The following is a 12087-nucleotide window of genomic DNA, read 5'->3' as shown; positions in this document are numbered from 1 at the left end:
GTGACTCCTGTTGCTCCAGTCGCTCCTGTGGCTCCGGTGGCTCCGGTCGATCCAGTCACTCCCGTGGCTCCAGTCGCTCCCGTTTCTCCAGTCGCTCCGGTCGCTCCAGTCGCTCCCGTGGCTCCCGTGGCTCCAGTGCTTCCAGTCGCTCCCGTGGCTCCCGTGACTCCAGTGCTTCCAGTCGCTCCAGTCACTCCGGTGACTCCCGTGACTCCTGTTGCTCCAGACGCTCCAGTCACTCCGGTTGCTCCAGTAGCTCCAGTCACTCCTGTGGTTCCAGTCGCTCCTGTTTCTCCGGTTGCTCCAGTCGCTCCCGTGGCTCCAGTTACTCCGGTGGCTCCCGTATCTCCAGTCACTCCGGTCGCTCCGGTGGCTCCGGTCACTCCGGTCGCTCCGGTGGCTCCAGTGCCTCCGGTTGCTCCAGTCGCTCCGGTGGCTCCAGTGCCTCCGGTGGCTCCAGTGCCTCCGGTATCTCCTGTGGCTCCGGTCGCTCCGGTGGCTCCAGTCACTCCGGTGGCTCCAGTTACTCCGGTGGCTCCGGTGGCTCCAGTCACTCCGGTGGTTCCAGTCACTCCAGTCGCTCCTGTAGCTCCTGTAGCTCCAATGACTCCGGTGGCTCCAGTTACTCCAGTGGCACCTGTAGCTCCAGTCACTCCGGTAGCTCCCGTTTCTCCTGTCGCTCCGGTGACTCCACTCGCTCCGGTGACTCCACTCGCTCCTGTAGCTCCAGTTTCTCCAGTCGCTCCAGTCGCTCCAGTCACTCCGGTCGCTCCAGTGGCTCCTGTGACTCCTGTAGATCCAGTTTCTCCTGTGGCTCCAGTGACTCCTGTGGCCCCGGTAGTTCCTGTAGCTCCAGTGTCTCCAGTAACTCCTGTAGCTCCAGTCGCTCCTGTATCTCCGGTGACTCCAGTGACTCCCGTGGCCCCGGTGACTCCAGTCGCTCCTGTAGCTCCCGTTTCTCCTGTGGCTCCGGTGGCTCCAGTTACTCCAGTGGCACCTGTAGCTCCAGTGACCCCGGTAGCTCCCGTTTCTCCTGTCGCTCCGGTGACTCCAGTGGCACCTGTAGCTCCCGTGGTTCCTGTAGCTCCAGTTTCTCCAGTAGCTCCGGTGGCTCCGGTGACTCCGGTGGCTCCAGTCACTCCGGTAGCTCCAGTTACTCCGGTGGCTCCAGTCACTCCGGTGGTTCCAGTCACTCCCGTGGCTCCGGTAGCTCCGGTAGCTCCAGTTACTCCGGTAGCTCCAGTCGCTCCTGTTTCTCCGGTAGCTCCGGTTGCTCCAGTCACTCCGGTGACTCCGGTTGCTCCGGTGGCTCCAGTCACTCCGGTGACTCCAGTGGCTCCAGTGCCTCCGGTGGCTCCAGTCGCTCCCGTGGCTCCGGTTGCTCCAGTGCCTCCGGTGGCTCCAGTTACTCCGGTCGCTCCGGTGGCTCCAGTCACTCCGGTGGTTCCAGTCACTCCAGTCGCTCCTGTAGCTCCTGTAGCTCCAATGACTCCGGTGGCTCCGGTGGCTCCAGTTACTCCAGTGGCACCTGTAGCTCCAGTCACTCCGGTAGCTCCCGTTTCTCCTGTCGCTCCGGTGACTCCAGTGGCACCTGTAGCTCCAGTCACTCCGGTAGCTCCCGTTTCTCCTGTCGCTCCGGTGACTCCAGTGGCACCTGTAGCTCCCGTGGCTCCTGTAGCTCCAGTGTCTCCAGTGGCTCCTGTGACTCCAGTCGCTCCTGTAGCTCCAGTTTCTCCAGTCGCTCCAGTCACTCCGGTGGTTCCAGTGGCTCCGGTCGCTCCAGTAGCTCCCGTGGCTCCAGTTACTCCGGTGGCTCCAGTCACTCCGGTGGCTCCGGTCACTCCAGTGGCTCCAGTGCCTCCGGTTGCTCCAGTGGCTCCAGTCGCTCCCGTATCTCCAGTCGCTCCGGTCGCTCCTGTTTCTCCGGTTGCTCCAGTTACTCCAGTTACTCCGGTTGCTCCGGTGACTCCAGTGGATCCCGTGACTCCGGTGGCTCCAGTCGCTCCAGTCACTCCGGTGACTCCCGTGACTCCTGTTGCTCCAGTAGCTCCCGTGGCTCCAGTTACTCCGGTTGCTCCGGTGACTCCGGTTGCTCCTGTTTCTCCGGTCGCTCCTGTGGCTCCGGTCGCTCCAGTATCTCCAGTCGCTCCAGTCACTCCGGTGACTCCAGTGGATCCCGTGACTCCGGTGGCTCCAGTCGCTCCAGTCACTCCGGTGACTCCCGTGACTCCTGTTGCTCCAGTAGCTCCCGTAGCTCCTGTGGCTCCCGGATCTCCAGTTGCTCCGGTCGCTCCGGTGGTTCCAGTTGCTCCTGTGGCCCCCGTAGCACCCTTAGTTAACACGGGAAAAATGAGTCTACAGCTTTTTGGGGGGATTAATGATAAAGGGAGTAAGTTTAGAGGGTAAAATCTGATTTTCATAAGCAACCTCCATTTTAAGTGGAGATTAAATTAAAAAAGTATCATAATTTCTCACCGTTTCTAATATTTTATGCAGGTAAGTAGTTCAACGTACATTTTTTACTTGATACTTTTGCTCATAAAGCACTAATGAACAAAAAAAATAAGTTGAAAAACAAATGCTGTACAATACGATTACTATATTTTATTAAAATAAACCCGGAGAACAGCCACTCTTTTCAAAAGTGTCTATCTTCCGGGTGACAAGATTTTATTTTTCGCTATCTACAGGAATCGATATTTTCTTATTGTAGGTTTTAATATATTGGAATCCGTCCAGCAGCAGGAACTCCGGTTTGTCCGTAGCGTTAAAAGAATACGTCTGCTCCCATAGAATGTTGCCGTTCTTCAAATCCCACTGTAAGCTTGTGTGGATAAATTGTCCGTTTCCAAGAACGTAAACTGTTTTCTGGCAATGACGATATCATAGCCTGTATGGGTTTTTCGTAACGCTTCGAATCCATAACTTTTCATCACCTACTTTAATGGATCGATCGGATGGTGACGCAAGCGAGATGGGTTCTTGTATTTTCTGATACTCTTCAATTCAAGATCAATGGACTGAATATTGTCTGTAGGGAACGGATTAGATTTCAATTGGAAGTCTGGATTACTTCTCCCTGTTCTAGTCAATCCAACTTCTGATCCATTCACATAAAGTTTTCCTGAAAATCTTCTCGGGTTATTCCTCTAATTCATAATGCCCCTTCACGATGGTCGAAGTTGGCGAAGCCTCCCACGATGATAGCTATAAGCCGCTGTGGGAGCGGTTAGCATCCCTTGGTTACGCCTTAATAAAAGAGGAATTAACGGGTCGGAAGGCAACTGGTTGCAACAGAGTATAGATGATCGTGTGGAAGAAGCCCGTCAGGCCATTGCATGGGCAAAACAGCAGCCGATGATTGACGAGAAGCAAACCGGGGTTTGGGGAGCAAGCCAAGAGGGTTGGGTTATTCCCAAGAGTGCCAAGAAGGAATCGCTCGCATTTAGCCTCCTTCTATCGCCCGCCATTAATTGGTTAAGTCAAGGACAATACTATACACCCATTGAAATGAAAAACGATGGATACTCCGAAGCGGAGATTCAAGACAAGGAGTCGTATGACCGGCAAGTGCGCAAGCTTTTGGAGAAACAAGCTTCCTATGATGAGTATCTCAAAATCGCTCGCGAAAATAACCTCATGTCAAAAGACAGATGGACATTTGTAAGCAAAAATTTCTTGTCGGATGCCACTGATGATCTTCGTAATGTAAATACCCCCGTACTATTGATCCTGGGCGAAGAAGACATGCAGGTCGATGTGAAGGAGACGGAACGGGTATATCGCGATACCGTAAAGCTTGAGCTGCTGAGTGTAGCTGTCTTCCCTGATGCCGATCGTTCCATGTTAAGCAAGCAAACGGCGAATTCGAATGGGCACTATTCATTAGTCTCTTCGCTCCCAGACAGATTACAATACCGGGTTATATGGATGAAATTGAGCAATTTCTAAAGAAACTTCCTAAACACACATAATGGCTATAGAGATGGAAGAGATGAAGAACTTAACTCGTTATCGACTTGCCTTAGCTAAACTAAATAATAGTCAGAAAAGGATGCTCTTCACGCTTTCGAAGACCATCCTTTTTATACTTCCATTTGAGATTAAATGATGCGTTTCTCAGTCTCTATCATTTCACTGGCTCTCCTTTTTCATCTGTCGCTTCGGCCATATAACGGTGCGGCCTCCTCCCTATTATCTCTTCTCCGTATAAAACGCTTCGCACCGAGTATAGCGAGTGATACAATGATGCCTCCAATAATAATCATAATCATCGTGAACAAGCCGACGAGTCCAGGCACGGATTCGTGGAAGGTTATGACTGGTCCGCCATATTGATGCGGGAAGATGACAAACCTGATGATTTCTAAGTAGCCAAGGTGAAACCCAATCGACGCCCAGAGGCTCCCGGTCCATAGACGGAGCAGCTGCAAACATGTTCCAAAGCTTAGAATTAATGTGACATAAAAGACGTTAATGGAGTTTCCGGGAGGAAATCCACAGAGCACTTGAAGCCAGGTAGCTGTAACAGGAACAAGTATAAATAGAATAATTTGAAATAAAACGGCTAGCCAAGCCGCGAATCGATGACGCAAGAGATCATACAGCATGCCTCGCAATCCTAATTCCTCTGGTAAAGCTTCATATAGAAAAGCAACGATAACATTGGTAAGCAGCGCAGCAAGCCACTGATCGGGGGTATGCCATTTTTCAATGACAACCCACCCTTGCGAACTGGCTATGATGAACCCTAATGAAGCCAGTGCAATGGCTAAGAGAACCCCAGTCATAAAGTGAGGAAGTCTTTTCCAGGAGTATACTGACGGTTTGGGTTTAACACCCGTTATCTTATAGACATGCGGATACAAATACAAAATTATCGGAACAACCAGTCCGCTCATTACAATACCCTGAACGAACGTTCGAGAATTTCCTGATAGGCCGAGCAACTGGTTAGCAGCATCACCGGCAAGACCAGCTAGGAACAGACTCACGACTAATGTTGACCATCCGGCGAGCATCAAAAGAATCCATTTCTTATCTTTCATTTGACCAGCCCTTCCTTATTATTGATCACCTTGTCCATACAACTGCGCGGCCTCCTATAAGTCCTTTCTAGTGAACAGATATACAGTTAAGTAATAGGAAGCGATGAGTAATAGCAAGATCCCGATTGAAATAAGAAATAAAATTTGACGACTGATAAAGCTGTCATCGTTCATCATGCTCATCAACATAGCTAAAGGATTCATCAGAGCAACCAGGGCTATAATAAATACGGCATTAATAATTTCAGTTCCTTTTTTACTAAGTGTATAAAAGAGCGGCATATAAATCGAAATTAAAACAAGCATCATTCCTTCTAGAACGAATAAGCTCAAGATCGAATAGCCTGGTTTGTTAAGCTGTGGGAATGCTAGTGTAACGAGCCAGTGAATCCCGTAGGAAGCAAGGACTCCACAAAGCGTAGCAATGATGGTTGTTATGTATTTAGCAAGAACAATATGCTTTCGCTTTATCGGCAGTGTAGCCAGAAACTTATGGTTATGGTTTCTGATATCTATCATCGTACTCAAATTAACGGCGACGATAGCGACAGTGAAGCCCACAGTAAAAAAAGACATATCATGTTTTGGGATAAAAGCAATACTGAATACGGCCAGACAAATGATAATCATCCCAAGAGAGCCTTTTAAAGCGATGAAGTCTTTACGAAGTAAATTAAGCATGAATGCGTCCTCCCTTGGTGGTGAAATATATGATTTCTTCTAAGGAGGGTTTTTCGAACACAGCATAATTTCCAAACAACTGTGCGGCCTCCTGCCTATTATCGACTAAGCCTTCAAAACCAACAGCAGTCTCGCGAATCCCGACAAATTTGTTTCGAATATCCGAATCAAGCAGCTCTGAGCCGCCTTTTACAATGGCGTATCTATCCAGCACTTCATCTTTCGCCTCATTGAAAACGAGTTTTCCACGATTGATGAAAGCAATATAGTCGGCAATACGATCTAAGTCTGTTGTAATATGGGACGAGAAAATAATCGAATTTCTCTCGTCCTGCATCATATCCGCAAGCAGGTCGAGTAATTCCCTTCGAAACACGGGATCAAGTCCAGAGGTAGGCTCATCCATGATGAGGAGCTCCGCCTCATGCGATAACGCAACAGCAAGGGATAACTTGACTTTCATCCCCTTGGATAAATCTTTAATCTTCTTCTTGGGAGACAACTCGAATTGTTCAAGATAGCTGTTAAACTTCTTTTCGTTCCATTTCTTATAGAAAGGTGCAATCATTTTCTTCGTGTCACGAATCGTAAGATGCTCATAATAGAAGCAATCATCCGATACAATACCGATGCGCTGCTTAATGTCAATCTCTTGCCTCGGCATCTCGCAGCCTAGTATTTTTACACTCCCGGAGTCAGGACGGATCAGACCGACCATCATCTTGATCAAGGTGCTTTTACCAACGCCATTCGGACCAATGAGTCCGGTTATGTAGCCTTGTTTCACATCCAAAGTTACATGATCGACGGTAAAACCCGGGTAAGCCTTGGTTAAATTTCGTAATTCAATCGCATTCATGGTGTCTCTTCCTCCTGGAATAATAAAGTCAGATGATCGATTACATCTTGCTGACTCATGCTTAGTTCCTTGCTGTCCCGAATGATTTCTAACATTTTCTCTTCTAATCTTTTCATGCGCTGTTCCCGAATGAACTCTTTATTTGCGCCCGATACAAAACAACCCTTGCCTACGACAGAGTCGATGAGCTTCTCTTTCTCCAACTCTTCATAAGCGCGCTTGGTTGTAATGACACTCACTTGCAAATCCTTGGCCAGCTGCCTGATGGAGGGCAAGCTGTCCCCTGCACGCAAATCCCCGCTAAGGATGCTCTGTCTAATCTGGTTCATGATCTGTATGTAAATCGGGTCGCTTGATGCGTTGGATATGATGATGTTCAGGCTCCCTCACCTCGATGCTGTCAATATAGTGACTACCGTGTATATATACTATATACACTATATACTTGTGCGTCAATATATGATTTCCGCACTCAACTAAAAAGCCCCCTGTTAAGGGGAGCTTGAGGATAATTAGCCGTTATCCTATCGATATCCTTGACACTGAGAAGGCACGGTCGGCCTTCCGAACGGGTCGAATGGGACTCTGCATCCCGCTTTTGTCGCGAAGGGGAACCGTCAGGGATACTTCAAAAGCCGGACCGAAATCCGGCTTGATATTTAAAAGATGGAAGCGAGCTTACTCGTCTTTTTGATGCCGTATTCGCTGTTGAACACATGATCGCCCCACTCTGTGAGAGTTTTCCAATCGCTGGCTTCCGCGAGGTTAAGCCAAGCATTTTTACGATCGTTCCCCGTCCAGGACCAAGCCAAATATCCAATGTCGTTCAAATTGGACTGCTTCATAACCTCAAAAGCGTCTACTTTGCAGTCCAAATTATTGTGGCCATTCTTATAGTTGTAGCCGAACTCGCCGATAATGACGCAGAGCCCCATAGTTTTAATCGCGTTCAGTTCCTTCCCGATGTCACCCGCATCGTTCCATTTGCCGTACATGTGAATGGAGAACAAGACATTTTTGTTCGGATCGTGCTCCAACAGCGCCTTGCCATACTTTTTGATGGGGGAAGAATTTTGTCCGCAGCCTGAACTGTCGATGATGATCGGGTTCGTCAGCCCTGCTGTACGGACTGTTGTGATGGCGGTTTTATACCCATCGAGCCACGCGGTATCAGTCAGCTTGTGGTCGCCCCATTCATTAGCAATATTAATGAGCGTGTACTTGGAATAGGACTTCAGCACGGTGCTGATGTCTTCCCGTGCAAAATATTTGGCCATGTCATTCAAACGCTTAGGGTCGTTGTTCCTGTCGCTCTCGCCTTTTTTGCAAGTTACATCATGCAGTTCGACGACAGCGATCAGTTTCAGCTGCTTGCAGCGTTCGAGAATTTGCTTCAGACGGGCGGCCCGGCCTTTCGTTTCCCACACAATACGGACGCTATTGGCGCCATACGAACGAATCGTGGCAAGCGCGTTGTAGGATTCGGTGTCCCACCAAATATGCGGGTTATTGACTCCCCGCATAATAAATGGATTCCCGTTGGGGTCTTTCAAGATTGAGCCGCTTACATGAAAGTTATTGTGTGCGTTTCCGTGCGGCAAGGTTAGACTCGCCAACTCCCCTGTCACATCTCCGCCGGGAGCGCCGAGCAGATTGCGAACCGCCGTTTTCGCGTCTTCTTCCGTGAGTGCCCCCATATTTCGGGCTAACTCGATGTTTTGCAAGTGATCGTATACTTTGGCTGGATTCGATGCGCGCAACGATTCCCCGGCTTCCGCGTTCAGCGCTTTGCTGGCGTTATCTACGAGTTGGCGTTCCGATTCGGATGCTTCATGCAACGCTTCCGAAGACAAAGACTTGACTGCGTTGACCGTCTCCGCTCCCAACGACATATTGCGGAAGAGTTCTGCTCTTCCAAGCAATTCGAGCGCGGAGGTTAATCCCTTCGGCGCCGGTGCCTCCGGAGCGTTCTGAATCGCGATCATCGGACTGGCAAAAGGAGTCGGAGAGAGATGAGCATCCGATTTGCGGGTCCCCGGAGTAATTCCCGTGATGTCGGGCGCGTGCACATTGCAACCTGTGTCCGAATCGATGATGCGCGTAACGTCCCGCTGCTCCGTCGCGTTGCATCTGGATAACAGGGTCTCGGCAAACACCCCGCGCGTCGGTAAGGTGATATGCCGTTCCGCGATCAGCCTTGCCATGGAGGCGTGCCGCTTCAGTTGGCCGTTCTCAAGCAACGGAAAAGCTACCAGGTTGCCGACGACGCCGACTGCTTCATTCTGAATTTGATCGAGCAGCGATTTCCCTTGGAACAAGTAGGCATCCAATCTGAGGGCACGCCGGTCCGGATCTTCTGCCATCCACAAACCGCGCAAATATTTCATCGGGTCTTCGCGAAGCAAAGCCGCAAGCTCCTTGATGCAGCAATAATCGCGATGCGCCTGTCCCCGATAACCGGAAAAATCGATCTTAGGCACCCTAAGATTGATTACGTGGGCGTTGGCTCCTTTTTTCAAGACGATAGGTACCGCCGCGTCAGGCTCATCCCCTACTTTGTAACTGTGCGTGCCTCGCAAGAACTCCGATGGATCCGTATGGGCTATGAGGCGAATGCGCTTAAGCATATACTCTTGTTCCACCTCTTCCGTATACACCAGCGGACCGGTCGGCGAAGGCAGAGTCTTCGTGACCAACTTCTTGGGCGCGTCATACACGATCTCCAAAGTCTCGACCTTGGACAGATCGATAGGGTCGGAAGTGAATCGGACAACTCCCCCCGGCTTTTCCTGATGGGTACTCAACTCGACCGCTTCTCCGTCGAATGTATTGATGGTCAAGCGAATGTCGGAATTCCATGCTTCGTTCATCTCGACCGTCCACCGGGACGCTGTCGCAAATGGCTCCGTATACCCGTACACGTCACCGCAGTTCAGCACCCGGCGCAAGGCCTCGAAGCAAGGGGCATATTCGGAAGGGAGCATCTGACGCAAAACGGAGGCGTGCTTGTCCAACCATTTTAAAAATGGCAATGAATATCCGGTGGTCTGAAAAGTTTGAAAATCCGGCAGCGCCTGATACAAAAAAGCGGGAACCTCGTAAGGGATCAACAGCACATCCGCTTGCTCGACAAGCTCGGTTCGGACGCGAAAATGCTTGAGCACTTCAAAATACTCGATCGTCAGAGCGTGGTTCACATTGTGATTGCGTACCGTCCGCGTTCGGATCTCCTCTCGTTCCGCCTGAGTGGATTGCGTAATGATCGTGGAACGGAGGGAACGATAAGAGGATGCCCGCTGAACGATGGCATCCGCAAGATTTTGAATGGTTGAAGCCTGTATCTGGCGGTGTCCTTCCGAGGAACTACTTGAATAGCCGCCCCCTCCGCCGATCGAGAAAAAGCCCAGATTCAATCCTCCGCCAGCTTGAGCGGTCCAACTGCTTCCCGATTGCATCTCGTTGAGCACGGACTGGACCACTTCGCCGATTTCACGATCGCGAAAAAGCTCGTGCTGGAGTTGCTCCGCTTGGGCCGTGAATTCCCGACGGGCATTTTCCTCGTGCCGCGACCACTCGATGATCGCGATCTTCGTCTCTTCACAGGGGGCAAGCGCCAGGGAGTACAGCAGTTCGCCCAGACTATGTCCCATCGGCATCCATGCTTGGCGATACAAATTGACTTTGCCGAGCACCGGATTGCCGGCCTGAACCGCGTACATATCCTCATCGAAGCCGATTGCTCTTCTGATCTCCCCCCTTGGGAAAAGTCCGCTGTATGGTTGATCGGGATCGTGAATGCCAAAGTCATACTGGAGATCGGGCGTCTGTTCCCTTACGATCTGCCGGAAGAAAAACTGTCTTGTTGCAAAATTTCGGGCAATCGACAGCGTACAGTCTGCCCCTTCTACCGAAATTGACTGATCGAAAGAGGCGGGTGAATTCCGAATGTCTGCCGAGTCGGGATAATCGATCGTGATCGTTCCGGTGCCGGGCGGCACGCGTGTGATTCGTTTTAACAAGTCTTCACTCAGGATCAATTCATGCGGCAAGCCAGCGTCTCGTATTCCTTCATGCATATGAGCGTGCAGGATCTCAAATGAGACGCTCTCCCGCGGGGAGTCTTCGGTGATCGGTACCAGACGCAATTCAAGCAGCGGATCGGCTTCAATGTGAGAGAGATCGATCGAGCCGTATCCCATTTTATCGGTAGTCAGGATGGCTAGACTCATAGGCGCTTCGTTCTCCATCAGCGCGATGACCGTAAACTGAACCCCCTCAAGCGGCGTTGCCTTCTCGTCGCGCACTCTGACGCGAACTTTGCCCACCGTTTGAACGGATACCAATTTCGTTCGATCCGAGGAGTACCGATACAGTACGCGCTGTCCTCCTGCGAAGGTCGTAGAAGATACCCGGTGCGGCTCCTCGATCGCCGAGTCCTCTATTTCAGAGCCGCTAACTGGAACAAGGGGCGTTTCTTGGAGCTTTTTCCGATAATCGATCCCCCCATCTCGTTCGACGTTAAAAGAAATGGGCTCCGGAACAACGATGCTTTCCATAACCTCACCGTTGTGGTGTTCTCTTGGCATTTTGTACCTCCATTGATGTCTTACTTCGCTTTTATCCTTTCCTGTTCATTGGATTCTCACTCTCCTCTCTTACGCGCCACTAGGCGCCGTCACGCCATGCCTCTGTCTCGCCTTCATCGATTCCACGGATGGAGTGCGATAGGAACAAAATGAAAAAAAAGCACCATTAAGGTGCGCTGTCTTTCTTCAGTGGAAGAGCCAACTCAGTTGGTCCTTCCTGTATGCCACACTACGTTTTTATCATGTACTATCGGGAATCTGCCCATTTTTTAGGGTCAAGTGCCCTTTTTCCAATCTCGGCATATTGTAAATTATGCCAAGCGAAAGCTTCCAAAGCGACTTTTGCAAGATGAGGGTTCACGATACATTGCCCCTCAAAAGATTAGGAGGAAAACCATGACATGCCATCAACCTTTCGTTCAGAACCCGGCCGGCTTGCAGGGTTCCGATCCGTCCGAACAATCGCTAGTGCAGCCAACGAATACTCAAATTAGACCTCGCGATGACGTGTTTCACGAGTCCCATTATACCTGGTACCATACCCCGCCTCATCACGGACACCCCGGGGTGTGTCCTTCATGGGAGGGCGAACCGCAAGCCGTAATGACTCATCCTTGGGAGCACGGGAACTGTCCCGCGATGGTTCACCCCTGGGAGCAGGATCACTATCCGTCCATGATCCTTCCCTTCATGTATCATCCATGGGATCCGCATATGGATCCCTGCCTTCATCCTTATCCGTCTCCAGAGTGGGAGTGCTACTTGGCCGACGACCATCATGATTGGTTCCATCCCTGGGACCATCCCCACGCGTACAGCGACCATCCGTGGGATAACTGTCATTGGTAAGAGCCGACCGGTCTCCCTTTCTGGAAAGAGCGGGGTTCATCGCTAGCGACATGACCGTTGCGTC

7 protein-coding genes are annotated in these 12087 nt (G+C 50.7%); 2 read left to right on the top strand and 5 right to left on the bottom strand.

The features are described from left to right. Positions 1 to 3288 precede the first annotated feature (3288 nt). On the top strand, positions 3289 to 3951 hold the full coding sequence (locus L6439_RS13500; protein WP_237096860.1) for an alpha/beta hydrolase family protein: 663 nt from the start codon (positions 3289 to 3291) through the stop codon (positions 3949 to 3951). Positions 3952 to 4151: 200 nt separating this feature from the next. Here the strand turns inward: L6439_RS13500 and L6439_RS13495 are convergent, their stop codons facing one another. The 5 genes from L6439_RS13495 to L6439_RS13475 all read right to left on the bottom strand — a co-directional run bounded on the left by L6439_RS13495 (position 4152) and on the right by L6439_RS13475 (position 11174). After that, the gene (locus L6439_RS13495) at positions 4152 to 5048 is read right to left on the bottom strand and encodes a CPBP family intramembrane glutamic endopeptidase (RefSeq protein WP_213469378.1); all 897 of its coding nucleotides are present in this window, start codon (positions 5046 to 5048) and stop codon (positions 4152 to 4154) included. 54 nt (positions 5049 to 5102) lie between these two features. Then, positions 5103 to 5729: an ABC-2 transporter permease gene (locus tag L6439_RS13490; protein ID WP_213469379.1), complete on the bottom strand. Its 627-nt coding sequence runs from the start codon at positions 5727 to 5729 to the stop codon at positions 5103 to 5105. After that, positions 5722 to 6588, bottom strand: a complete 867-nt coding sequence (locus L6439_RS13485; RefSeq protein WP_213469380.1) for an ABC transporter ATP-binding protein — start codon at positions 6586 to 6588, stop codon at positions 5722 to 5724. Before L6439_RS13485 ends, L6439_RS13490 begins: the two co-directional genes overlap by 8 nt. Then, positions 6585 to 6917 carry a GntR family transcriptional regulator gene (locus L6439_RS13480; RefSeq protein WP_237096859.1) on the bottom strand — a complete coding sequence of 111 codons (333 nt, stop codon included), beginning with the start codon at positions 6915 to 6917 and terminating at the stop codon, positions 6585 to 6587. The genes L6439_RS13485 and L6439_RS13480 overlap by 4 nt, the downstream gene beginning before the upstream one ends. A 330-nt stretch (positions 6918 to 7247) precedes the next feature. After that, a complete protein-coding gene (locus tag L6439_RS13475) occupies positions 7248 to 11174 on the bottom strand; it encodes a cellulase family glycosylhydrolase (protein WP_237096858.1) in 3927 nt (1308 codons plus the stop codon). 396 nt (positions 11175 to 11570) lie between these two features. Here L6439_RS13475 and L6439_RS13470 point away from each other — a divergent pair, with 396 nt between their 5' ends. After that, positions 11571 to 12023, top strand: a complete 453-nt coding sequence (locus tag L6439_RS13470; protein ID WP_213469381.1) for a hypothetical protein — start codon at positions 11571 to 11573, stop codon at positions 12021 to 12023. Positions 12024 to 12087: the final 64 nt, after the last annotated feature.

It is taken from the genome of Paenibacillus dendritiformis (genome assembly GCF_021654795.1).
Taxonomy (GTDB): Bacteria; Bacillota; Bacilli; order Paenibacillales; family Paenibacillaceae; genus Paenibacillus_B.
This window is presented reverse-complemented; position numbering and strand designations above follow the sequence as displayed.

Bases quoted from the DNA above. Each gene is read 5' to 3' on its own strand.
- L6439_RS13495 (WP_213469378.1), bottom strand. From the start codon at position 5,048: ATGAAAGATAAGAAATGGATTCTTTTGATGCTCGCCGGATGGTCAACA.
- L6439_RS13485 (WP_213469380.1), bottom strand. From the start codon at position 6,588: ATGAATGCGATTGAATTACGAAATTTAACCAAGGCTTACCCGGGTTTT.
- L6439_RS13470 (WP_213469381.1), top strand. From the start codon at position 11,571: ATGACATGCCATCAACCTTTCGTTCAGAACCCGGCCGGCTTGCAGGGT.
- L6439_RS13490 (WP_213469379.1), bottom strand. From the start codon at position 5,729: ATGCTTAATTTACTTCGTAAAGACTTCATCGCTTTAAAAGGCTCTCTT.
- L6439_RS13480 (WP_237096859.1), bottom strand. From the start codon at position 6,917: ATGAACCAGATTAGACAGAGCATCCTTAGCGGGGATTTGCGTGCAGGG.
- L6439_RS13475 (WP_237096858.1), bottom strand. From the start codon at position 11,174: ATGCCAAGAGAACACCACAACGGTGAGGTTATGGAAAGCATCGTTGTT.